Annotated in this window: 22 protein-coding genes; 14 read left to right on the top strand and 8 right to left on the bottom strand. The window is 43.8% G+C overall.

The genetic code is table 11. The features are described from left to right. Positions 1–13 precede the first annotated feature (13 nt). Complete coding sequence (mtaB, locus tag DYADSP32_RS03560) at positions 14–1339, top strand: tRNA (N(6)-L-threonylcarbamoyladenosine(37)-C(2))-methylthiotransferase MtaB (protein ID WP_149243998.1); 1326 nt, start codon at positions 14–16, stop codon at positions 1337–1339. Positions 1340–1419: 80 nt separating this feature from the next. Here mtaB and DYADSP32_RS03555 read toward each other — a convergent pair whose 3' ends face one another. The 3 genes from DYADSP32_RS03555 to DYADSP32_RS03545 all read right to left on the bottom strand — a co-directional run bounded on the left by DYADSP32_RS03555 (position 1420) and on the right by DYADSP32_RS03545 (position 4718). After that, positions 1420–2739 (bottom strand): ammonium transporter, encoded by a 1320-nt coding sequence (locus tag DYADSP32_RS03555; protein ID WP_149243999.1) that lies wholly within the window; start codon positions 2737–2739, stop codon positions 1420–1422. A gap of 43 nt (positions 2740–2782) precedes the next feature. Beyond that, complete coding sequence (locus DYADSP32_RS03550) at positions 2783–4021, bottom strand: porin (RefSeq protein WP_414617485.1); 1239 nt, start codon at positions 4019–4021, stop codon at positions 2783–2785. 349 nt (positions 4022–4370) lie between these two features. Beyond that, a complete protein-coding gene (locus DYADSP32_RS03545) occupies positions 4371–4718 on the bottom strand; it encodes a 4Fe-4S dicluster domain-containing protein (protein ID WP_149244000.1) in 348 nt (115 codons plus the stop codon). 131 nt (positions 4719–4849) lie between these two features. On the opposite strand from DYADSP32_RS03545, the gene DYADSP32_RS03540 reads away from it, so the two are divergent. After that, positions 4850–5869: an acyl-CoA reductase gene (locus DYADSP32_RS03540; RefSeq protein ID WP_414617484.1), complete on the top strand. Its 1020-nt coding sequence runs from the start codon at positions 4850–4852 to the stop codon at positions 5867–5869. 1 nt (position 5870) lies between these two features. On the opposite strand, the gene DYADSP32_RS03535 is transcribed toward DYADSP32_RS03540, so the two are convergent. Continuing rightward, a complete protein-coding gene (locus DYADSP32_RS03535; RefSeq protein WP_149244001.1) occupies positions 5871–6671 on the bottom strand; it encodes an alpha/beta hydrolase in 801 nt (266 codons plus the stop codon). Between the two features lie 287 nt (positions 6672–6958). On the opposite strand from DYADSP32_RS03535, the gene DYADSP32_RS03530 reads away from it, so the two are divergent. The 7 genes from DYADSP32_RS03530 to DYADSP32_RS03500 all read left to right on the top strand — a co-directional run bounded on the left by DYADSP32_RS03530 (position 6959) and on the right by DYADSP32_RS03500 (position 14478). Next, the gene (locus DYADSP32_RS03530; protein WP_149244002.1) at positions 6959–7666 is read left to right on the top strand and encodes an esterase family protein; all 708 of its coding nucleotides are present in this window, start codon (positions 6959–6961) and stop codon (positions 7664–7666) included. 90 nt (positions 7667–7756) lie between these two features. Next, on the top strand, positions 7757–8914 hold the full coding sequence (locus DYADSP32_RS03525; RefSeq protein ID WP_149244003.1) for a glutathione synthase: 1158 nt from the start codon (positions 7757–7759) through the stop codon (positions 8912–8914). Between the two features lie 22 nt (positions 8915–8936). Continuing rightward, the gene (locus DYADSP32_RS03520; protein ID WP_149244004.1) at positions 8937–10037 is read left to right on the top strand and encodes a carboxylate-amine ligase; all 1101 of its coding nucleotides are present in this window, start codon (positions 8937–8939) and stop codon (positions 10035–10037) included. A gap of 74 nt (positions 10038–10111) precedes the next feature. Beyond that, positions 10112–10945: a glutamine amidotransferase-related protein gene (locus DYADSP32_RS03515; RefSeq protein ID WP_149244005.1), complete on the top strand. Its 834-nt coding sequence runs from the start codon at positions 10112–10114 to the stop codon at positions 10943–10945. Positions 10946–10987: 42 nt separating this feature from the next. Beyond that, positions 10988–12181 (top strand): hypothetical protein, encoded by a 1194-nt coding sequence (locus tag DYADSP32_RS03510; protein ID WP_149244006.1) that lies wholly within the window; start codon positions 10988–10990, stop codon positions 12179–12181. Between the two features lie 99 nt (positions 12182–12280). Next, positions 12281–13495, top strand: a complete 1215-nt coding sequence (locus DYADSP32_RS03505; protein ID WP_149244007.1) for an aspartate aminotransferase family protein — start codon at positions 12281–12283, stop codon at positions 13493–13495. A 104-nt stretch (positions 13496–13599) separates the two neighbouring features. Continuing rightward, the gene (locus DYADSP32_RS03500) at positions 13600–14478 is read left to right on the top strand and encodes an aldose 1-epimerase family protein (RefSeq protein ID WP_149244008.1); all 879 of its coding nucleotides are present in this window, start codon (positions 13600–13602) and stop codon (positions 14476–14478) included. A gap of 128 nt (positions 14479–14606) precedes the next feature. Here the strand turns inward: DYADSP32_RS03500 and trxA are convergent, their stop codons facing one another. The 3 genes from trxA to DYADSP32_RS03485 form a co-directional block, all read right to left on the bottom strand. After that, positions 14607–14939, bottom strand: a complete 333-nt coding sequence (gene trxA, locus DYADSP32_RS03495) for a thioredoxin (RefSeq protein ID WP_149244009.1) — start codon at positions 14937–14939, stop codon at positions 14607–14609. 88 nt (positions 14940–15027) lie between these two features. Continuing rightward, positions 15028–18666 carry a DNA polymerase III subunit alpha gene (dnaE, locus tag DYADSP32_RS03490; RefSeq protein WP_149244010.1) on the bottom strand — a complete coding sequence of 1213 codons (3639 nt, stop codon included), beginning with the start codon at positions 18664–18666 and terminating at the stop codon, positions 15028–15030. A gap of 71 nt (positions 18667–18737) precedes the next feature. Then, the gene (locus DYADSP32_RS03485) at positions 18738–19409 is read right to left on the bottom strand and encodes a DUF2461 domain-containing protein (protein ID WP_149244011.1); all 672 of its coding nucleotides are present in this window, start codon (positions 19407–19409) and stop codon (positions 18738–18740) included. Positions 19410–19744: 335 nt separating this feature from the next. Between DYADSP32_RS03485 and trpS the strand changes: the two genes are divergently transcribed. From trpS to DYADSP32_RS03465, 4 genes are read left to right on the top strand one after another with little or no spacing between them, the layout of a single operon-like run. Continuing rightward, the gene (gene trpS / locus DYADSP32_RS03480) at positions 19745–20722 is read left to right on the top strand and encodes a tryptophan--tRNA ligase (protein ID WP_149244012.1); all 978 of its coding nucleotides are present in this window, start codon (positions 19745–19747) and stop codon (positions 20720–20722) included. Next, positions 20719–21294 (top strand): phosphatase PAP2 family protein, encoded by a 576-nt coding sequence (locus DYADSP32_RS03475; protein WP_149244013.1) that lies wholly within the window; start codon positions 20719–20721, stop codon positions 21292–21294. Before trpS ends, DYADSP32_RS03475 begins: the two co-directional genes overlap by 4 nt. A 38-nt stretch (positions 21295–21332) precedes the next feature. Then, entirely contained in the window at positions 21333–22277 is a 945-nt protein-coding gene (locus tag DYADSP32_RS03470) for a ribose-phosphate pyrophosphokinase (protein WP_149244014.1), read from the top strand. Positions 22278–22307: 30 nt separating this feature from the next. After that, entirely contained in the window at positions 22308–22874 is a 567-nt protein-coding gene (locus DYADSP32_RS03465; protein WP_149244015.1) for a 50S ribosomal protein L25/general stress protein Ctc, read from the top strand. A gap of 80 nt (positions 22875–22954) precedes the next feature. On the opposite strand, the gene DYADSP32_RS03460 is transcribed toward DYADSP32_RS03465, so the two are convergent. Next, complete coding sequence (locus DYADSP32_RS03460; RefSeq protein ID WP_149244016.1) at positions 22955–23893, bottom strand: 2-hydroxyacid dehydrogenase; 939 nt, start codon at positions 23891–23893, stop codon at positions 22955–22957. Between the two features lie 97 nt (positions 23894–23990). On the opposite strand from DYADSP32_RS03460, the gene pdxA reads away from it, so the two are divergent. Beyond that, positions 23991–25097 (top strand): 4-hydroxythreonine-4-phosphate dehydrogenase PdxA, encoded by a 1107-nt coding sequence (gene pdxA / locus DYADSP32_RS03455; protein ID WP_149244017.1) that lies wholly within the window; start codon positions 23991–23993, stop codon positions 25095–25097. Positions 25098–25137 lie beyond the last annotated feature (40 nt).

The raw sequence follows: 25137 nt of genomic DNA, 5'->3' as shown, positions 1-25137 counted from the left end.
CAAATTAAGAGATATGAAAAAAATTGCCTTTTACACACTCGGGTGTAAATTAAACTATTCGGAAAGCTCTTCGATAGGAAGGATGTTTGAAGAAAAGGGCTATTCAAAAGTTGAATTCAATGAAACTCCTGACATTTTCATCATAAACACCTGCTCGGTAACAGAAAATGCAGATAAGAAATGCAGAAAGATTGTACGGGAAGCTCAGAAAATAAACCCGGATGGCTTTGTTGCAATCATTGGTTGCTACGCTCAGCTTAAACCAAAGGAAATTTCTGAAATACCAGGGGTGGATATCGTGCTGGGGGCCGCAGAGAAATTCAGGCTGGTGGAACTCATCGACAGTTTTCACAAAACGCCTACCGGTCAAGCTGCTCAGATTTTCGCGTCGAGCATTGAAGATGCAGTGGCTTATCATACTTCCTATTCTCTCAATGACCGCACCCGTACGTTTCTTAAAGTGCAGGATGGATGCGACTATCCCTGTGCCTATTGCACCATTCCGCTTGCCCGAGGCAAAAGCCGGTCAGATACCATAAGCAATGTGGTAAAATCGGCGTACGACATCGCGTCGAAGGGGGTGAAGGAAATCGTGCTAACCGGGGTCAATATTGGTGATTTTGGTATTCAAAACGGACAGCGCAAAGAAAGCTTTCTGCACCTGATCCAGGCACTGGACGAAGTGGAAGGAATAGCGCGCTTCAGAATTTCTTCCATCGAACCCAATCTACTTACAGATGAAGTGATTGAATTTGTAGCGAGGTCAAAACGCTTCGTACCACACTTTCACATTCCGTTGCAATCAGGGTCTAATCAAGTCCTCGGATTGATGCGAAGAAGATACAAACGTGAGTTATACACGGAAAGAGTCGCTAAAATTAAATCTTTGATGCCCGATTGCTGTATTGGTGTAGATGTGATTGTGGGTCATCCCGGCGAAACCAACGCACTGTTTCTTGAAAGCTACCAATTCCTAAACCAACTTGACGTTTCATACCTGCATGTTTTCACTTATTCAGAAAGAGAGAATACGCTTGCAGTAGATATAAAGCCGGTAGTAGCAAAAAGTGAAAGGGCTGAGCGCTCGAAAATGCTGCATATTCTGTCTGAAAAGAAAAAACGCCACTTTTATGAGCAGCAAATCGGCAAGATAGGAACGGTTCTGTTTGAAGATGAAATACAGAACGGACAAATGCTGGGTTTCACGGAAAACTATATCCGGGTGGCTGTTAAATACGATCCTTTGCTGGTGAACGAAACCAAAGAAATTCAGTTCGACCACATAAATGCACTTGGATTCATGGAGGTTACGGAAATTACAGAAGAAGTGTTTCATTAGACTTACCACTTCCAATAGCAAAAAAAGCCGGAACCATAAAGTCCCGGCTTTTTTGCAATACATAATATCCAATTAATTTTTTAAGCTTCTACAAGAAACTCATCGTGCTGACTAACGTCAAGTCCGCTTTTCTCGTCAGACTCAGATACACGCAACGGAAGAATCAGGTCAGTAATTTTAAGAAGAAGCAACGAGCCAAGGAACGCGAATAAGGAAACGCCAACCAGTGCGATTACGTGATTGATGAACAACTTGGTTTCTCCAAAAGCAAGACCCTGATCAGTTACAAGTGGATTGATTGCGCTTGTTGCGAAGATACCAGTCATCAACATGCCGACCATACCACCTACACCATGGCAAGGGAACACATCCAATGTGTCGTCCAGTGTTGAACGTGTACGTAGATGCGCCACGTAGTTACTGATCACAGAAGCAATTGTTCCGATAAAGATAGAAGCAGGAACGGTTACAAAACCAGCAGCAGGTGTAATAGCAACCAAACCTACCACCGCACCGATACAAAAACCAAGTGCAGATACTTTTTTACCTTTTGCAACATCAAAAAGTACCCAGGCCAAACCGGCAGCACCCGCCGCAGTGTTAGTAGCAGCGAAAGCAGAAACTGCTAGTGGAGAAGCAGACAATGCTGAACCTGCATTGAACCCAAACCAGCCGAACCAGAGCAAACCTGTTCCTAATAGTACGAATGGAATGTTCGCAGGAGGAGATACATGATCTTCCAAAAGAGACTTCCTTCTTTTCAGATATAACGCACCCGCCAAAGCTGCCCAGCCCGCAGACATGTGTACCACCGTTCCACCAGCAAAATCAAGAACGCCCATTTTAAACAAGATTCCGTCAACGTGCCAAGTCATGTGGGCAAGCGGTGAGTAAACGAATATCGAAAACAGGATCATGAACAACACATAAGAACGGAAGTTGATACGTTCTGCCATGGAGCCTGTTACCAAAGCTGGTGTAATTACAGCAAACTTCATCTGGAACATAGCAAATAACGCGAAAGGAATTGTGCCGGATGCAGGTCCGTCCAAAACGCCTTTGAACATAAAATGCGTCATTGGGTTACCTACGAATCCTCCGATGTCATCTCCAAAAGCAAGACTAAAACCTACCACAACCCATAATACACTGATCACACCCATCGCTATGAAGCTTTGAAGCATTGTCGATATTACGTTCTTGTTGTTTACCATTCCCCCGTAGAAATAAGCCAATCCGGGAGTCATAAGAAGTACCAGAGCAGAAGAGACCAGCATCCAGGCTGTGTCGCCCGCATTGATGCCCTCTGTTACGATTTTAGTAGGCAAACTGGGTACAAATGCCCCCAACAAGCTAATTATCAACAAAATAATTAGTGGCAAATAATTACGCTTTTCCATTGTTGTAAAAATTACGATTATGAATGATTAAGAAGGTATTTGATTAAAATTTGTAGATAAATGCCATTCCAAGCGTAGTCTGGCTATTTTTTGTAAAGTCACCATTGGAATCCTCAAACTGCTGTTGTGCATTCGCACCGGTAGCCTTTGGATATGCATCCAACCGAATTTCCGGCTTCAAAAGCAAGTGACCGTCAGCAAGGGTAATGTTTCCAGTCAAAGTAAACGAATTCACTTTGGTTCCGATACCGGCAATGGGGTTTTCCTCTGTTCCTTTTCCTTGTGGAAAAGCCAGCAAACCTCTCACACCGTTATCATTGTTGAAATTTTCATAACGTAAACCTATACCGAAATTATCGCTTATAGCGGTATTCGCATACAACGCTATGCCACCCCATGATTCAGTGGTGCTTGGACCACCTGCACCCTGGTAATCACCTTTCTGTGCACCATAGGAAGCATTTACCCCCAACAAAAACTTCTCTGTAATCTGATAACTTGTAGCCACGTCATACATGGTATACGAAGCACTTGGGGTTTTGCCATCTTCCATACTCGGACTCGCTTCATTACTACTGATAAAATTCAGATACACGTTCCAACCTTTTACCGGGGAAACGTAGAGCTGACTGATGAATGCTTTCTTTCTATTATTGTCTTCAATTCCATCAACATTATTTACAACACCCGCCATTAACGATACACGATCGGAAAATGCGTAGGTCGCTTTAAGACCTGTGTGGTAAAAAGGACCATTGTTAAATTGGTTAGACAAAGAATAATTGAAGTTTGCGGGTGCGTCAATTACTTCATAACCAATATGTGTTCCAAACTGACCCGCGGTCATCGAGAACTTATCGGTAAACTTATAAGTAAAATAGGCTTGTTTGATGGCAAGTGCAGTACTGAAAACGGCATTCCCATAATTACCCATGTTTGCGTTGGGTCCAAAGGTAAGATCTACAACTGCTTCGGATTTGCTGTTGGTGTAAGATGCCCTTGTCTGTACCAAACCCAGCGAAAACTGACCAGAACGCGAATCAAATACTCTAGCTGTACCTGCCGCACCGCCATTGCTGCGCGATAAAGGTTTGTTCAAGTTGGCGGAATAATAAGAATCAAGATAGCCGGAAAATGCAAACGCACCTTTTGCCTCCTCCTCGTCCTTCACTTCTGTTACTTGATTGACCTCCGCAACGGTAGCTTTCTTCTCTTCCTCAGACTTCGCAAAACCCAATAAAGGAAACATTAGAGATAATACTGTACAATAGACTTTTTTCATAATTTTATTCTGTTTAAGTTGTTTTCGCTTTCCGGCATCAATTATGAATCAAATATTGAACATAAATTATATTATTCAAATATTTTGGTAAAAAATAATCCATTAAAATACAATTTTCTATTTTTTATTCTATTTTTTACTGGAATCTAATCATAATATACCAAATTATGCAAAAATAAATTCCTATTCATTATTCTGTATATTGAACCAAATACAAAATTTTATAAATCAACATCTAGATAAATTACTTCTCAGGAATATTACTATTTTACCATTTTCCAAAAACGGTGAAGCAAAAAAAAGGCCCGCAATCTGCGGGCCCAAGTCCAAAATATTTCGTAATTATCTGTTACTCACCATGCATCCATGATTTTTTAGCAAGTAATGTTTCGTCCTCCTCTTCATTATCGGGATCTGGTATACAGCAATCCACGGGACAAACTGCCGCGCACTGCGGTTCCTCATGAAAACCAACACATTCGGTACACTTGTCGCTAACAATATAGTAGAATTCATCAGAAACGGGCGATTGCTTCTCTTTACCGCTGACGATGGTTCCATCCCCAAAATCAACCTCTTCCAAACTGGTGCCATCTCCCCAAGTCCACTCTACTCCTCCTTCATAAATAGCCGTGTTGGGACACTCTGGCTCGCACGCCCCACAATTTATGCATTCATCGGTTATCATTATAGCCATAGTCGCCGGATTGTTTATATTTGTTCCTATTTTCTCTGTATCAGACTAACAAATATAACTATTTAAAGTTTCAAGACAATCAGAAAATTAAATACAATATATAGAATTTAATTATTTATCGTTTACCTGTGATGATATCAAGAAATAGCAGAATAAATGCCTTCGTTGAGCTTGGAAAATATTTAACTGATCCCCAGAATACGCCGCATCTTGAAGAACTGGCCATCAGCGCCAATCGAAAGAACAATTGGTTCACCGTACCCAATGTACTCAAATCTTTATCTGCCATAGGCACGCAATATCTGCACCCTGATAAGCTTTCGGAATGGTGCTACACGTATCAAGAAGTCAGTAACTCTAAAAAAGTAGGTGTGATTATGGCGGGGAATATACCCGCAGTAGGCTTTCATGACGCTTTGGCTGTTCTCATCAGCGGGCACACCCTGATGGCCAAGTTAAGCTCCGAGGATCAGGTGATCCTTCCTTCATTGTTCGAAGTACTCACGCAAATAGAGCCCGCCCTGAAAGACAGCATTCAGATTGTAGATCGCCTCAACGCTGCGGATGCTTATATCGGAACAGGAAGTGACAACACCGCCCGGTATTTTCATTATTACTTCGCAAACAAACCCAACATCATCCGCAAAAACAGGACCTCTGTTGCTGTCCTTAACGGCGCTGAAACGGAAACTGATTTAGAAAATTTGGGGGTGGATATCATGCAGTATTTTGGACTTGGCTGTCGCAATGTCTCGAAAATATTTGTTCCGGAAGGATATGATTTTACCAAGTTCTACGAATCCATTCAATCCCTTGATCAGGTATGTCTCAATCATCATAAATACTTCAACAACTACGAGTACAACAAATCCGTTTTACTAATCAACCGTACACCTCACGTTGACAATGGCTTCCTGATGATCACAGAAAACGAAGCGCTTGTTTCTCCCATTAGCGTTTTATATTATCAACCCTACCACACACTTCACGACGCGAAGGCACACCTCATTGCCAACGCAGATAAAATACAGTGTGTCCTATCAAATGAGTCAATTATTGAAAATCATATTCCTTTCGGTAAGGCGCAGACACCCGGATTGTTCGATTATGCAGATACTGTTGATACCATGAAATTTCTTTCTGAACTATGAGTCAAGATGCCGTATCCGCACGGACCCCAAAAGCCCATTGGCAGAAGTCGGGCAGTACAGCAGACCACGTGGAGGTATCATGCTTACCATCCTGCACTTCCAGGTAACAAATATCGTGGCCCCACCCGTAACCCTTCCTTTCGAGCTCCGAGATACATTCCAGCGTATCCTGTATGGAGTCAATAACACCGTCTCCGTCCCGATCATCCGTCTCATCCTGTGTCCCCGTCTGAAACCAGAATTTCAGAGCGGGCATTGAGTAGGATTCCCTGATCTGCGCATGCATAATCCGATCCGAATTTTCGTATCCATATCCAACGGCCTTGCCCCGCCACCAGAGGGCCCCTGAAAAGACAGCCACCTTTGAAAAATAATGAGGATGGTGCCAGGCAATGTCAAGGGCCATTAATCCCCCTAAAGAACATCCTGCATAGATATTTCCCTGATCTCGGATTGGATAATGCCGCACCAGTAAGGGCAACAATTCGTGAATAACAAATTTTGTCGTAGCACCAGCAAAAACGCCTCTACCTGCGTAGTCGGCCCTTACTGCGGTGCCATATTCCTGGATCCTGTTATGGTTGGCATGGATACCTACGACAATAACCTGTTCAATTTTCTTTTCTGCATACAGCAGATTGAGTTGTCTGTTCATTTGCAGCTCTGCAAAATCCTGACCATCGTTGAATAACAATAGTTTGTATACACGCAATGGATCTAAATCTGCGGGAATAATAATGCTGAGATGCACCTCCCGATGAAGATATTCCGAGAAAATGCTATTTTCGACGAATGATGTCAATGGACGAACCAAGTTGGGGTACAGATGGTGATGAATTGTGAAAAAGTCTGCAATTTAGGTAAAATCATCCTGATGTGAAACCTACGTCCCGTTTATAACCCGAGGCCGGCGATAGGCTACGGATGCATGCACTGCCAAGACCACCAATGTATACTTAATAATGGCGATAATATGCTAAAATTCCGATATCAGAAAGCTCGTGGCTGTGCCGAAACAAGGTCCATCGCATTAATTTGGTTCTAAAAATTACTTTCGTAACTTTCCCATATTAACTAACAAAACAAGCCTTGGAAGAAAAGCATATTAAATATTACTCTCATCATCTTCAACGCGAAATTGATATGCTGGTATTCGGCAGCTGGGGGTACCCTATATTGCTGTTTCCTACGACATTAGGAAAATACTATCAGGCTAAGGATATGGGGCTCATAGCGTCCGTACGCGGACTGGTCGAATCCGGCAAATACAAGATTTACTGTATCGACTCCATTGATGCCGAATCGTGGTATGCGAAGCACCTTTCCCCAGATTACCGGGTTTTGAATCATGTTCAATACGACAAATTTCTCTCCAATGAATTGGTGCCATTTATCCGGTCGGAATGTCACGTTGAAAAGATCGGTGTGGGAGGCTGCAGCTTCGGCGGATTTCATGCTGCCAATTTCGCATTTAAACACCCCGACAAAATTGCCTACCTCGTTAGCATGAGCGGAGCCTTCGACATCCGCAGTTTTATGGATGGCTTCTACAACGACAATGTATACTTTAATAACCCCGTAGATTACCTCCCCAATGAACAAGGCTGGAAATACGGACACATGAAAATTGTACTTGGCACGTCCGAATGGGATATCTGCCTGGGCAGCAACATAAAACTATCCGACATACTCAATGCCAAAGGAATTGACCATTGGCTTGATATATGGGGCTGGGAAAAACACGACTGGCAACTTTGGAATAAAATGTTCCCGCACTACCTTTCAAAAATTTTATAAATCGGATTGTTGAGTGGCATACGTTCAATTTTAGAAATTCATACCCATTATACTCATCACAAATAACTCACATACAACGCAAACCGAATTATGAAGAAAATAGGAATTCTTTTTGGAATGGAAAACACTTTCCCTCAAGCATTTATTGACAGGGTCAACAGCAAGGGAGAAAAAGATATCATTGCAGAAGCCGTCACGATTGATAAAGTCATCCAAGCTGATCCAACCGAATATGCGGTTATTATCGATCGTATTTCTCAGGATGTACCGTTTTACAGGGCGTATCTCAAAAATGCCGCTCTCAGTGGAACCGCCGTCATAAACAACCCGTTTTGGTGGAGTGCCGATGAGAAATTTTTCAATAATGCACTTGCCGAAAAAATTGGCGTCCCGGTTCCTAAAACAGTGTTGATTCCATCCAAAGAACGACCAATGGACACTACGGAAACCTCCTTTCGAAATCTGGCATTTCCGCTAGCCTGGGAGGAAATGTTCACCTACGTGGGCTTCCCGGCTTACATGAAGCCCCACGACGGCGGGGGATGGAAAAGTGTATATAAAGTCTCCGATCCGCAGGATATGTGGAACAAACATGCAGAAACGGGGCACCTCATCATGATGTTACAGGAAGAGATTGTTTTTGACGACTATGTAAGATGTTACTGTATTGGTCAAAAAGATGTACTGATCATGCCATACGAGCCTCGTAATCCACATCATTTGCGCTATGCAGCCGAGCTAAACGCCACAGGTGAAGCCAAAGAGCAATTGCTTGCAACAATAAAAGATTATGTTTTAAAACTAAATATTGCCCTTGGCTACGATTTCAATACCGTCGAATTTGCTGTTCGTGACGGTATTCCCATTGCCATTGATTTCTGCAATCCGGCGCCAGATGCTGATGTATATTCCGTAGGGCATGAAAACTTTGAGTGGGTAGTAGAGGCGGCAGCCAATATGGCAATCGATCGCGCAAAAAAACAAGTACCTGGACAAACGAACCTGACCTGGGGAACTTTCATCAGCGAAGCGATCACCTTGGGAATGGCGGGCTCAACCATTACCGAGCCGGATGCAACTCCAACCGCTAAAATCTCTGCAAAAAAGGAAAAACCTGCTCCAAAAGCTGATATTACAATTGTAAAAGAACCGATCAGGAAAAAGGCGACTGCCAAGTCGACAGAGGAGACCGCCGTAAAGGAAAAAGCGCCTGCTAAGGCCGAATCAAAACCTTCCAAAAAGAAATAACAACCCAAGACCATCAACAAACATGCGCACCTTTACACTGGGAATTGAGGAAGAATTTCAAACGATAGATCCGGTAACCCGAAATCTCCGGTCTCACATGTCAAAATTGGTTGAAGACGGCAAAATCACTCTGAACGAAAGGGTGAAAGCAGAAATGCACCAGGCCGTGGTGGAAGTGGGAACCAATATTTGCCATAACATACAGGAGGCCAGGGAAGAGGTGACTTACCTGCGGAAGATGATCCTGGACCTGGCCGACAAGCAAAACCTTCAGGTAGCTGCTGCGGGCACCCATCCTTTCGCAGACTGGGTTGAGCAGCTAATCACCCCGGATCCTCGTTATGATGAAATCATCGACGAAATGCGTGATGTAGCACGTGGAAATCTCATTTTCGGGCTCCATGTGCATGTGGGAATTGAAAGCCGGAATGAAGGAATTGAAATCATGAATGCCGTGAGGTATTTCCTGCCTCATATCTATGCGTTATCTACCAATTCTCCCTTTTGGTGTGGCCGCAACACTGGTTTTAAGTCATACAGATCAAAAGTATTTGACAAATTCCCCAGAACCGGCATCCCCGACCACTTCTCCAGTGCAGCAGAATACGATGAGTATGTAAACCTGCTCATCAAAACCAAGTGTATCGACAACGGAAAAAAAATATGGTGGGACATACGGGTCCATCCATTTTTCAACACCATTGAATTCCGCATGTGCGACGTTCCCATGCGCACCGACGAAACCATATGCCTTGCTGCCATTATGCAGGCACTGGTTGCCAAGATTCACAAGCTGCACCGCGCCAATCTCAGTTTCAGGCCCTACCACAGGATGCTGATAAATGAAAACAAATGGCGGGCTGCGCGGTATGGCATACAAGGCAAGTTGATCGACTTTGGTAAACAGGAAGAAGTAGACTATCGAATTCTGGCTGGTGAACTTCTGGAATTCATTGATGACGTGATCGATGAGCTTGGTAGCAGAAAGGAAATCGAGTACATTCATCAGATCATGGAGATGGGTACGGGAGCCGATCGCCAACTCGCTGTTTTTGACAAGACAAATGATATGAATGCCGTTGTAGATTATATTGTCTCCGAAACCAGGATAGGACTGGATTAAACTAATTACTGACACCGATAATCGTTGCAGGTGACACCGGAAGAGCATCACCCAGCGATATCAAAGGCAAAAAAATGAATAACCCCGAAAAAGAATTCAGAATCGCTATTCTGGACATGTACGACGGCCTTGAGAACGAAGGTATGCGTTGTATTAAAAAGATAATAACGGAATTTGGTGTAAGGGAGCAATTCCCTGTCAACTTTACTGTGTTTGATGTAAGACAAAAACATGAAATTCCCGGACTCGATTACGATGCCTATATATCCAGTGGCGGCCCTGGCAACCCGGCTCCCGGCGGTCACCACTGGGAGGAAAGATTTTTTCAATTTCTTGACCAGCTTTTAGCATACAATTCAATTGGACTAAGGAAAAAGCATTTGTTTCTTATTTGTCATTCCTTTCAAATGGCAAGTATTCACTGGAATTTGGCGGAAGTAAGCAAACGAAGAAAAACTTCGTTTGGAACTTTTCCGGTCCATAAAACTCCTTTAGGAAAAAAAGAGCCGATTTTGAGTCAGCTGAAAGATCCCTTTTGGATTGTTGACTCCCGTGATTATCAGGTCACGCAACCAAACGTGGCCAATATGGAGACTTTCGGTGCCAGCGTTCTGTGTCTTGAAAAAAAGAGGCCGCATATTCCATTGGAGCAAGCGATTATGTGCATCCGATTTTCTAAGGAGATCTTTGGCACCCAATTTCATCCGGAGGCCGATTCGGAAGGCATGCTTAGATATTTTCTCAGGGAGGACAAAAAGGCCAGTATTGTGCGTAACCATGGCGCTGCCAAGTACAATAACATGATCGAGCACCTCAATGACCCGGACAAAATACTGATGACCGAGTCGGTAATTATTCCATCGTTTTTAAAAACTGCCCTTTTAGAACGCGATTCAGTAACAGCCTGATTGCTCCCACCTGCTACCACATGACTAATTTAGTTTAACATTATGCATCACCCATCACGAAAAGAATTCAATGCGTCTTTCAGTGAGAAAGCTTACGAACAGTTTGTAAAGGCAATCGATTCGGATTATCCGGGCCAACTGGATTTTCGTATTGCAGAAACCCCCGTCTTTATTCCAATTGCCCTGAAAAACCATATCATTTCAGCTTGTGAAGAGATCATAGAAACGCTGGTATCACCTGGTTTTATCAAGCAAACTGAAAGGGCGGTACCTGATAACCAGCGCGTGCCTAATGAAAATGGGCATTCTTCATTTTTGGCCATTGACTTTGCCATTTGCAGATCTGATGCGGGCGAGCTCATTCCGCAACTCATTGAACTGCAAGGATTCCCATCCATATTTGGTTATCAGGCTTACCTCTCTGAAACATTTCCGAAACACTTTTCCATCCCAACGGGTTTTGACTATGCGTTAAATACCAATGATTATCATGCCTACATCGAGTCGCTCAAAGCGTTGATCGTTGCCGATGAAGATCCGGAACAAGTGATACTGCTTGAAATATTTCCGGAAAAGCAGAAAACAAGAATAGACTTTGAAATAACCGAAGCAATGATTGGCGTAAAAGCGATCTGCTATACCAAACTGATCCGGGAGGGACGAAATCTATTCTACGAGAAAGACGGTCGAAAAATTCGGGTGAAGCGGATTTACAACAGACTGATTTTCGATGATCTTGCCAAATACCCGGATGTTGAAACGAGTTTTAAATTCACGGATGATGTAGATGTCACTTGGGTGGGTCACCCCAACTGGTTTTTCAGAATCAGCAAATTTGCACTTCCATTACTCAAAAGCCAGTTTGTCCCTGAAACAAAATTTGTCAGTGATTACAGCCAGTCGTTTCCATCAGACCTTCAAAACTATGTTTTGAAACCACTTTTTTCCTTTGCCGGAAGTGGTGTTAAAATTCATGTGAACAAGGAAATGCTTACCTCTTTATCTGATCCTGAAAATTATATATTGCAAAAAAAAGTGGTCTATGAACCGGTGATTCAGGCACCTGACGGGCTGGTTAAATGTGAAATCAGGATGATGTATGGCTGGCCCGACAACGCCGACCGCCCAGAATTAATGATCAGCCTGAGCAGGCTTAGCCGTGGAGAAATGATTGGTGTGGATTACAATAAGAATTTTACCTGGGTGGGTGGCAGCGCATGTTACTTCGAAAAGTAGAAGATAACCATCTCAAAGGGTGAGGGAAATTACTATACATTTTCCACTTTTAAATAATTAAAACAGTCGTATACTTTTAATAAGTATAAAACATTTAAAATGCATATTACTCATCGTCAGCTTTTTTTTGATCACCTCGCCCAGACCTCTGATTTTCCTCTTGCCCTTGATATTGAACGTGCGGAAGGTATTTACATGTACGATAGGGATGGTAAACGGTATCTGGATCTCATTTCGGGAATCGGAGTTAGCAGTGTAGGTCACAGGCATCCCGAGGTTCTTAAAGCCATCTATGACCAGTTGGATAAGCACATGCATTTACTTGTGTACGGCGAGTATATACAAGGTACACAAGTACTGCTGGCCAGTGCCTTGTGCAACACGCTGCAGCTTGAAAGTGCAAGCCCTTCTCCATATGGACTGATAAATAATGTCTATTTTACCAATTCGGGAACCGAAGCTGTGGAAGGAGCCATGAAACTCGCGAAGCGATTTACGGGGCGCTCAGAGTTTATATCTTGTTTTAATGCCTACCACGGAGCCACCCAGGGCGCACTTAGCCTTTCGGGTGCCGAATCGTTTAAACGAAGTTTCCGGCCTCTGCTTCCCGAAATAAAAAATATCAAACATGGCCGGTTAGAAGATCTTGAAAAGATAACAAAAAAGACTGCCGGGATTGTGATTGAAATTGTAGGGGGGGAGTCCGGAATCAGACTGGCCAGCAAGGAATACTTTAAAGCGTTGCGCCAGAAATGTACGGAGACCGGCACTTTACTCATTTTCGACGAAGTGCAGACAGGCTTTGGCCGAACCGGAAGCTTTTGGGCATTTGAACAGTACGACATTTATCCGGATATATTGCTGAGCGCCAAAGGCATGGGTGGAGGTATGCCAATTGGCGCATTTATGGCTTCGCACGAAGTGATGCAGGTACTGAAAACCAATCCGGTACTTGGACATATCACCACTTTCGGCGGGCATCCCGTAAGCTGTGCAGCTTCACTTGCAGCGTTAAATGTCACCCTCGCCGACAACCTTCCGGCAGGCTCCATACCAAAGGGAGCTTTATTCAAAAGTTTGCTTGTTCACCCCAAAATAAAGGAAGTCAGAGGAAAAGGCCTGATGCTTGCTGCTGAAATGGAATCCTTTGAAAAGCTAAAAAAAACCATTGATGGGTGCATTCAGAAGGGCGTTGTTACGGATTGGTTTCTATTTTGTGATGAATCCATGCGCATCGCCCCCCCCTTAACCATTACAGAAGATCAGATACGTGAGAGTGTCAGCATCATCCTGGAAGTTCTTGACGCTATATAAAACAAGTATAAGACGCTTACAGTGAAAGGGGTTTCAATTTATGTTAGTCAAAAATCAATTTAATGCCGGAAAAGACTCCCCTTTAACCAAAACTTAAAACAAGAATGGAACACCACATAAAAAACGATTTTTTAAGAATCTCGGTTAAGCAGACCGGCGCGGAGTTAAGTTGTATCGAATCCGTCCGATCAGGTCTATCTTATTTATGGAATGGCGATGCGACTTTCTGGCCCAACCACTCCCCCGTCCTGTTCCCAATTGTGGGCGGACTGAAGAACAACAGTTATTTCTACAAGGGTCAATCTTTTTCCTTACCACGACACGGCTTTATTAGGGGGAATACAAACATCACATTAACCGCGCAAACCGAAAACAGTCTTACGTTTGGATTAGTGGCCGATGAAGCCAGCCTGATGGTATATCCTTTTCAGTTTGAGTTTTCAATTACCTACACCTTGTTCGCTAATCGATTGGTGGTGAGTCATTTGGTGAAAAATACCGGCGATGAAGACATGTTCTTTTCGCTGGGAGCGCACCCTGCTTTCGCATGCCCGCTTCATGCTGCAGAACGATACGAAGATTACTATCTGGAATTTGATAAACCGGAAACAGATTCTACCTGGGTACTAAGTGCAGAAGGTCTGGTGACCGAGGAGAGCAAACCGACGTTGCATAACACAAATGTACTCCACCTCAGTCGCACATTATTTGATCACGATGCCTTGATATTTAAAAACCTGAAATCGCGTCAGGTTAGCCTGCGAAGTACCAAGTCCCAACAAGTTCTTACTGTTCAATTCGATGATTTTCCATATCTGGGTTTGTGGGCAAAACCAAACGCGCCATTTGTATGCATTGAGCCCTGGCTGGGAATTGCAGATAGTGTGGAAACCAATCAGGATATTGAAACAAAAGAGGGTATCCTTTGCCTGAAAAGCAAACATCATTACAGTGCGGCTTATACTATATCAATCAGCGAATAGCCAATTCTCGTGTGTTGGGATCAGCCTTCCGGATATCTTGAATCTATAATTTCTTTAAAAACTTAACCAGCAACACATAAAAAAGGCCCTTTACAGGGCCTTTTTTATACTTATAATCAGAAGGTTACCTATACGATAGCCTCTATCTGAGCGTTCAATTTATCTTCCAAAGTAGTTTTAGGAACAACGCCTACCACCTTGTCGACCAACTGTCCGCTTTTGAATATCATCAACGTTGGGATGCTACGGATTCCGAATTTTGCTGGTATAGCCGAATTCATATCTACATCCATTTTACCAATAATTGCCTTACCTTCATATTCTCCGGCAAGCTGCTCCACCACAGGTCCTATCATTTTACAAGGGCCACACCACTCAGCCCAAAAATCAACAAGTACTGGTTGATCACTTTGAATAAGTTCTTCAAAAGTGCTATCCGTAATTTCAAGTGCTTTTCCCATTTCAAAAAAGAGTCTTAATGATTTTTATATGTTGCTACTACAATCAATTATGTTATCTAAAAGTTCCGCAGGGGCACACATAAGACACTCAGTTTAAAAAGAATTTCACCCCATGAAACCCGTTAAGCATCTTAAATAACTCATTGGTGGGTGCTACCCTGTACCCTCTTGATAGCATTTCAACTTCAACATGTGTTTCGGGATCTGTAACCGTCATATTTACTGTGCAGGAACCCGGATGATGAGCAAAAGTATCCTGCAGCACGTGGATGAATTGGGCGTCTATCTGATCGAGGGTCAGGTTGATTCTGATTTTTTTACACAATTTTTCTCTGATCTCGGGCAATAGCTGGATAGACGAAATCTTAAATTCAAAGTTATCGTCCTGCTTCCAGCGCGTTTGAACCTTACCCTTAATATACAGAAAATGACCCACTTGCAGGTAGTTTTTAAACTTGATATAATCCTCGCCACCAAGCAGCATTTCCATTGATCCCTTGTAATCCTCAATTTTAAAAATCATAAAAGGGCTTCCGTTTTTGGACATACGCTCCACTGCACTTGTAACAATACCACCAATACTGGCTTCCTTACCAAATAACCTTGGCGCCCTTTCACCTTCGTGTATTTCCATTACCTTGTCCACGGTGCAGGAACAGAAATTGTCAAGCTCCACCCTGAACGTATCCAGCGGATGACCGGAAATATAAAAACCAACCACTTCCTGTTCGTAGCGCAATTTGGCCAGGTCGTCCCACTCAGGGATTTCAGACACTTTCGGCTTGGGAATTTCCGCTCCCCCTCCCGAATGGCTAAACAGATCAGGTGAAGTATCACTCTGCTGTTTATTGGCATACCGGATCAGCTTTTCGATAAATGTGGCATTTTCGCCCGGTTCAATCGCAAAATATTGCGCCCTGTGAAATTCGGGGAAACAATCAAACCCACCTGCGTATGCAAGGCTCTCAATTGTTTTCTTATTTACAGTTCGTAAATTAACCCGGGTAATGAAATCAAAAATATCGGTAAATGGCCCATTCAGATTTCGTTCTTCAATGATTGCCTCCACCGCTGCGTCACCGCTTCCTTTTACACCTGCCAGTCCAAAGCGTATTTCGTGCTTTTTGTTGGCATTAAATTGCCGGTCCGATTCATTTACATCTGGCCCTAAGACTTTGAGGCCCTGGTTTTTACACTCCTCCATAAAGAAGGTGATCTTCTCAATATTCCCAAGAGAACTTGTCAGTACCGCCGACATGTACTCCGCGGTATAATGGGCTTTCAGATAGGCCGTTTGATATGCTACAAACGCATAACAAGTTGAGTGAGACTTGTTAAAGGCATAGGAGGCGAATGCTTCCCAGTCGGTCCATATTTTTTCAAGTTTTTTGAGATCCAGCCCCCTTTCTCCTCCTCCCTTCATGAATTCCCCCTTCATTTTATTCAGGGTTTCAATCTGTTTCTTACCCATTGCCTTCCTTAGGGTATCGGCCTGCCCTTTGGTGAAACCACCTAGTTTCTGTGACAATAGCATCACCTGTTCCTGGTAAACCGTGATTCCGTATGTATCGGCAAGGTATTCCTCGGTTTCCGGCAAATCGTAAGTAATCGCTTCGAGCCCGTTTTTACGCCTAATAAAGTTGGGGATATAGGCAATCGGCCCCGGACGATAAAGGGCATTCATGGCAATTAAATGCTCAAACCGATCCGGGATCAGGTCGCGCATGTGCTTTTTCATCCCATCAGATTCAAACTGAAAAATGGCATTGGTTTCACCGCGTTGAAACAACTCAAATACTTTGGGGTCGTCCAGCGGAATATCGTCAATCACAATATCCACGTTGTGGTTTTGTTTGATCAGTCGGAGGGCCTCCTTTATAATCGTAAGATTTCGCAGCCCCAGAAAGTCCATTTTGATTACGCCGGCATCCTCAATAATTTTTCCCTGATACTGGGTAATGAGAAAGTCCGAATCTTTGGAGGTGCTTACTGGGATAATCTCGGTAAGATCGCTTGGCGCAATGATAATACCCGCGGCATGGATTCCAGTGTTGCGCACGGTTCCCTCCAGTCTTCTGGCTTCCTGTAAAACACTCGCCTGAAGATCCTTTCCGGCAATGATCGCACGCATTTTTTTCACATTCTCAAGTTCCTCAGGTGCTATACCCTCTTTCTTGGTAAGACTCCCCTCCCCTTCCAGTGGTGCAGAAAAAATCCGTGAAAGGGTCATGTTGTATGCGGGCTTGTCAGGAACGAGCTTAGCCAGCATATTTGCCTCAGGAAGTGGCAGATCCATCACACGGGCCACATCCTTAATGGCTGATTTTGCCGCCATCGTACCATATGTTACAATCTGGGCAACCTGATTGTAACCGTATTTTTTGACAACATAATCAATCACTTTTTGACGACCTTCATCATCAAAATCCGTATCAATATCGGGCAGAGAGATACGATCGGGATTTAGAAAACGCTCAAAAAGCAGGTCGTACTTGATGGGATCTATATTGGTGATTCCCGTTGCATAGGCTACCACCGACCCTGCCGCGGAACCACGCCCGGGACCAATAAACACGCCCATTTTTCGGCCTGCATCAATGAAATCCGCTACGATCAGAAAGTACCCGGGGAAACCCATGTTCCGGATCGTTTCCAATTCAAAGTTCAGACGATCTTCAATCTGAGCGGTAATGGTACCGTACTTGAATTTCGCTCCCTCGAAGGTAATGTGCCTCAGATATTCCCACTGATTAAGCACGTCCGCAGTAAGCTCTTTCTTTCCAACGATTTCGGATAAGGTGTGCGTCTTGAACTCCTCCGGGATAGGGAAGTTGGGCAAAAGAATATCTTTATTGAGGTTCAGGGTTTTGATCTTGTCAACAATCTCGTTGGTGTTGTCCAGTGACTCAGGTAAGTCATGGAACAACTTCATCATTTCACTTGTATTTTTGAAATAAAACTGGTCATTGAAAAAAGCGAACCGGGATCCTTTCGGAATGCCCTTTTCATCATCAAAATCTTTCGCAGAAGGTGTACTTTGCTTGTCGCCCGTATTGATACACAACAAAATATCATGCGCATTCCAATCTTCCTGATCCACATAATGGGAGTCATTGGAACATATAACCTTCACATTATACTTTTTGGCAAAACGTAAGAGAACCTCATTGACTATGTATTGATCCCTGATCTCATGACGCTGTAACTCCACATAAAAATCGTCGCCAAATAATTCGAGCCACCACCTGAATTCCTTCTCCGCTTCCTCTTCTCCTTTTCGTATGATGGTTTTGGGGATGATGGCGCCTATGCAGCAGGTTGTGGCAATCAGCCCTTTGTGGTATTGAACGATCAGTTCCTTATCAATACGGGGGTACTTTCCATACATCCCTTCAATAAATCCAAGAGAACACATTTTCACCAAATTCTTGTAGCCAATCTCATCCTTTGCCAATAACAGCTGATGATGGCGTACGTCCTTTTTATCCTTTGTAAACTGCCGGACATGCCGATCTTCGACCACATAGAATTCGCAGCCCACAATCGGTTTGATGCCTTGCTTGTTGCCCTCAGCTACGAACTCAAAAACACCAAACATGTTTCCATGATCCGTGATGGCTACGGCAGGCATGTTATCCGCTTTTGCTTTTTTAAACAGCTTTTTGATATCTGCTGCTCCATCGAGAAGAGAAAACTGGGTATGACAGTGTAAATGTGAAAATTGCATGCTTTAATAGGTTGATGGGCGGTGGGCAGGTTGCTTTTGGCGTAACGAAAATTGTGTTAATCAGCTGCTACCTATTCTTCATGGGTGTGATTCAGTATATAATTCATATAATCACAATAAGGTTTCAGTAGTTTAATGCCGGTCAGAATGTTTTCCCCAAAGTTCTTCGAAGTCACCTCTTTGTCTGAAAACCTGTGTGTAAAGAAAAGCTCCTTGCGTTTGAGCAAAGCTATTTCGGGATGATCCTTTGGGTAACCCTTGGGTGCTGTTTTCAAAACCTCACCCTGGATCTCCGGAAAATATTCCCGAAAAGCCTCATCCTCAATGATGCCCTTGAGTTCACCGGCATTGTAGTCGATCTCCTGCCGGTACTTCCCCAATTGCTCGGCTGTGGGATCCCACATGCCTCCGCCAAGAAATGATTGTCCAGATGGTTGGATATGAAGATAGTAATCAATCTTTCCAGCACTTCTTCCGCCAGGGCCAATGCCAGCACTCAGGTTACTTTTGTAGGGAGCTTTATTTTTAGAAAAGCGGATATCTCTGTTGATCCTGAAAATGCAGTCTTTCACCTGCAGATTGCCCAGATCCTGAAATTTGCTTACCTCTTTTATCAAAAACGCAACCAACTGTTCGAGATCTGCTTTTGCAGCGTCATATTTGTTTCTGTTCTCCTGAAACCACTCCCGGTTATTGTTTTCGACGAGCTCCGTTAAAAATTGCAATGTTGCGGACTGAAGCATATGAATAAGTCTCTTTTATTTGTCTTTGAGGTATTTTATACAAATCAGCACATAACCTGCCGCGAAATCGATCCTGACGATTTCCTTTCGATATAATTTCAAATTTACTACCAATTTTTGATTCAATTTAACGAATTTTGACATTTGGAAGCATCGATATTCGTTAAAAACTGATATTCAGAGGGAAACTCTGAATGTTATAATTTCCGGCTAACGCCTGGTTAAAACAGTTGGACTGAACTTCGGATTGACACCACAAAATGGGGATGCAAGCCAGCCATCAGGTTTCCGGAACAAAAAAGTTGAACTCATAATAAGATAAATTCTTACAGTTAATGGCCAGAATCCTCACAGGAATTCAAAGCAGCGGGCGACCGCATCTGGGTAACATTTTAGGAGCAATAATTCCTGCAATTGAACTTTCTAAAAATCCGAAAAACGAATCATTCTTTTTTATTGCAGACCTCCATTCGCTTACAACGCTGAAAAGCGGAACAGAGCGAGCGGAGTTTGTACGGGCTATTGCGGCCACATGGCTTGCTTTTGGTTTTGATCACAATAAAAATGTTTTTTGGCGCCAGTCCAGGATTCAGGAACATGCTGAACTTGCCTGGTATCTCAATTGCTTCACTCCTTTTCCAATGCTCGCCAATGCGACCTCATTTAAGGAAAAATCCGAAAAACTTGCCGATGTAAATGCGGGACTGTTTACCTACCCGGTACTGCAGGCAGCCGATATACTGCTGTATGATGCCAACATCATTCCGGTTGGAAAGGACCAGAAGCAGCATCTGGAAATGACGAAAGATATTGCCAGCAGATTTAATCAGCTGGCTGGCAAGGAAATACTCGTTTTACCAGAGCCAAAGATTGACGAGAGAATTATGACGATACCTGGCATCGACGGCCAGAAAATGAGCAAATCGTATCATAACTACATCGACATTTTCCTTCTTGAAAGTGATCTCAAAAAAGTAACAAAAAAAATCCTTTCCGACTCGAAAGGTCTTGAGGAGCCCAAAGACCCTGATAACGACATTACATTTAAAATGTATTCCCTGCTTGCCACTGATGATGAAATCGCCGCCATGAGAAGCAAATATGTGGCTGGCGGGTATGGTTACGGGCACGCCAAACAGGCCCTTTACGAATACATTCTTGAAAAATTTGCCGAACCACGCCGGATTTTTAATTACTACATGGAAAACACCGCTGAACTGGAAAGCATACTGACCAGCGGTGAGAGCAAGGCAAGAGCGATAGCACAGCATACCATCAGCAAAGTGAGAGACGTTTTGGGATTCAGTTCATGACAGAAATCGTTAATTCCCTCGTAAACTACGATCAGGATCTTTTCCTGTGCCTGAATAGCCGGCACGAGCCCTGGATGGATAGCATTATGTTTTGGGTTACGTACAAGGTCACGTGGCTTCCTATGTATGTGGCAATGGTTATGATTACTGCCCGGGCTACCGGCATGAGAGCCATTGCTATTGTTATTACAGTTATCGTCGCCGTGGTATTGGCAGACCAGATCACTTCCGGCATCATGAAGCCCTATTTCAGCCGGTTCAGGCCCTGTCACGAGCCATTGCTTTCAGGACTTGTTCACGAAGTAGGAGGATGTGGCGGATCATTTGGTTTTGCATCCTCCCACGCATCAACCAGTTTCGCACTGGCAATCACGTGGTTTACCCTGCTTCGGGATAAGATCAGGTATATGTGGTTATTGATACTTTGGGCCTGTCTCTATTCCTATAGCCGGGTGTATGTGGGTGTCCATTACCCCGGAGATATTCTGGTTGGTGCATGCGTAGGACTGCTTTCTGGCGCCTGTTGCATACAGCTTTATCGGATATTTATTAAAAAATATTATCTTAATTAACTGATTTTAATTACTTTTGCGCAAATTTTAAGTTCGCCATGGGCTCATTTAACACAGTAAAAATATTTTCAGGAAGTCAGTCGGAGTACCTGGCAAAGGACATTGCCCGTTTCTATGGCAAGGAGCTAGGTGGCTACAATCTGCGAAAATTCAGTGATGGCGAATTGTCACCCAGTTTTGAAGAGTCGGTAAGAGGTTGTGACGTATTTCTGATTCAATCCACATTTCCTCCGGCAGACAACCTGATGGAACTATTGTTGATGGTGGATGCGGCGAGAAGAGCTTCGGCTCATTATGTCACGGTGGTGCTACCCTACTTCGGTTATGCCCGCCAGGACAGGAAGGATAAGCCCCGTGTAGCCATTGCTGCAAAAGTTGTTGCCAACCTCCTTACGGCGGTAGGTGTTGACCGGCTTATGACAATTGATCTGCATGCCGGACAAATCCAGGGCTTTTTTGATTTGCCGGTGGATCATCTGGAAGGAACCTCCATCTTTGTCCCCTATATAAAATCACTCAATTTAAAAAATCCGCTTGTTGCTTCCCCGGATATGGGTGGAGCAGCCAGGGCACGCAATTTCGCAAAATTCCTTAACGTGGACATGATACTTTGCGATAAGCATCGCAAACGTGCCAATGAAATTGCAAGCATGCAGGTCATTGGTGATGTTGAAGGCATGGACGTGGTGTTGGTGGATGACCTCATTGATACCGGGGGAACACTTTGTAAGGCAGGTGAAATTATTCTCGACAAAGGCGCACGCTCTGTTCGGGCGATATGTACCCATGCCATCATGTCGGGTAAAGCGCACGAGAACATCTCCAATTCTGTTCTGGAAGAACTTATTGTAACGGATACCATTCCTCTGAAGCAACAGAATGAAAAAATTCGCGTATTATCCGTTGCAGAGCTCTTCGCAAAAGCAATTGGCAGAATTCGCGATCACGAGTCTATTAGTTCATTGTTTATAAATTATCAGTAATTTTTTTTAACTTTTTTAATTATTATTCTTATGAAAACGCATGAGATTGTAGGGTTTAAAAGAGCGAATCTCGGTAAGGTGGAAGCCCAGGAACTTCGTTCTCAAGGTTATGTTCCATCTGTACTGTACGGTGGCTCTGAGCAAGTTCATTTCTATGCACCTGCTATGTTGTTCCGTGAGTTGCTTTTCACGCCGGATATTTACAATGTTACTCTCAATATCGAGGGTACGCTTTATAATGCCATTCTTCAGGAAAAACAATTTCACCCGGTTAACGATGCTTTGATTCATGCAGACTTTCTGCAGATCATTGAAGGCAAAGAAATCAAGGTTGATGTGCCTGTGAAATTGACAGGAACTTCACCAGGTGTGATGAAAGGTGGTAAAATGAATCAAAAATTACGTAAATTGCGCGTACAAGGTCTGGCTGAAAATATTCCAGATTATGTTGAAGTAGATGTTACTGACCTGGATTTGGGCAAATCCGTTAAGGTGGGTGCTGTTACTCCGGAAAAATATCAAATTTTGACCGCTGTAAGCAACCCGATTGCCTCTGTTGAAATCCCACGTGCACTTCGCGGTACTTTGGGCAAATAAGTATTTTATTTTTCATGGCTAATAGATGCAAACGTGCCGACCATTGGTCGGCATATTTGTTTTACAGTAGAAAGTGTTGCTCAAGCATTGGTCGCAAGCCAGTCGCCGAGCTGCCGCATCAACACCTCGTTGATCCGACGATAACTTTCATGAGTCCATCCTGCAATATGTGGCGTAAGTACCACCCTATCCGAAGCAGCCAGATAATCAAAAGCATTTTGCTGAGCCACTGTGAGTGTTTTAAGCTTCTCATTTTCAAGAACATCCAAACAGGCTCCCAGAATTTTCCCTGATTTAAGTCCCTCTACCACAGCGTCTAGCTTCACTATTTCTCCCCGTGACACATTGACCAAATAAAATGGCCTGGCAAAATTTTCGATAAAGTTGTGGTCAACAAGATTGCGCGTTTGGTCGGTCAGCGGTATATGCAGGCTAAGAATATCAGCCTGGGCTATGATGTGCTCCATTGAAACTTCCTGCACCCACTGGTCGCCAAAGTCCGTCTTGTATTTATCGTGGGCCAGCACCCGGCAACCAAACCCACTCATTCGGCGCGCAGTAGCACATCCGTTATTCCCGAAACCAACAATACCAACTGTCTTGTTCATCAACTCCACCCCCCGATTTCCTTCCCTATCCCATGTACCCGAACGTACTTCTCTATCCGCTTTTACAATATTATTAAACAGCCCAAGCAGCATTCCCATGGTGTGCTCAGCCACTGCATCCCGGTTTCCCTCACCCGCGTGAAAAAGAGAAATTCCTTTTTCTTCTACAATTCCCAGGTCAATTAAATCAAGGCCCGCGCCAGCCCTGGCTATGAACCTGAGTTTAGTGGCAGCCGAAAGAATTTCGGCATCAATGGAGGTTTTACTTCTGATAATCAAGCCCTCATAGCCGGATATCGAACGGATGATATCAGCTCTCGTAAATTCAGGGTGGTAGGAATAATCCAAATTATACCGCTCCAGCATCTCAAAAAGCGAATTATGCATAGTGTCTGCAATCAGGATTTTCATAGGAGCACAGGATTTTTTGTAACTTGCCGTTCGATTACTTTTTCGCAAAAGTAACACAGAAAAAAACAACCGACCTAGTCAATAGCATTTAACATACATGAGTGATCAAATCATTGAAAAACCCACCATTGGAATAACCATAGGCGATTATAATGGCATTGGACCGGAAGTAATCCTCAAAGCCCTGGAAGGAAACCAGTTAGCAAAATTGTGTACGCCGATCATTTACGGCTCGCTTCGTGTGCTTAATCAATACCGGAATCAATTGGATATGAAGGATTGGTCACTTCATGGTATACAAAAAGTGGAACAGGCCAATGTCAAATTAACCAACGTCATTACGTGCTGGCACGATCACCAGGCGGAAATAGCGCCCGGTAAAATAACCGCAGAGGCTGGCCAAGGTTCCCTAGCCGCCCTCAAGAGAGCGGTGGAAGACCTCAAAGCAGGAAAAATTCAGGCTTTGGTTACGGGGCCAATCAACAAGGACAATATTCAAAGCGACGATTTTAAGTTTCCCGGCCACACCGAATACCTGGCCGAAGCATTTTCTGTGAAAGACGCGCTCATGTTTATGGTCGCTGAAAACGTGCGCGTGGGAGTCCTTACTGGCCATATACCGCTAGAAAGCGTAAGCGCCAGCATCACTGTCGAAAAACTGACTACCAAAATAGAACAGATGCTGCAGTCTTTAAGAGGTGATTTTGGCATCAAAAAACCGAGACTGGCAGTTCTGGGACTCAATCCACATGCAGGGGAGAACGGTCTTCTCGGAACCGAAGAAATTGAGATTATGCAGCCGGTGGTAAAAAGTTTTAAAGAAAAAGGGAAACTGGTATTCGGTCCGTTTTCAGCTGATGGTTTTTTTGCCGCCGGTACCTACAAGCAATATGATGCGGTATTGGCCATGTATCATGACCAGGGTCTGATCCCATTCAAAACCCTCGCGTTTAACGAAGGCGTCAATTTCACCGCCGGACTCTCTGTTGTAAGAACTTCGCCCGACCATGGCACTGCTTATAACATTGCTGGTAAAAATGTGGCAGAGCCAGGTTCTTTGCTCAAAGCGATATACCTTGCGTGCGATGTCTCAAGGTACCGAGGTCAGTCCGCTGAGCTGGATCGTAACGCATTGGTTTCAAGGCCACAGCAGTCAGAAAGCCAGCACCCTGCAAAATCCGGTGGTAAACAGCGGTTTAATTGAGTGTGGGGCAGAGGGTATGGGGCGTAGGGGACAAGGAATA

Origin of the sequence: Dyadobacter sp. 32 (assembly GCF_902506755.1) — a bacterium.
Classification (GTDB): Bacteria; Bacteroidota; Bacteroidia; order Cytophagales; family Spirosomataceae; genus Dyadobacter.
This window is presented reverse-complemented; position numbering and strand designations above follow the sequence as displayed.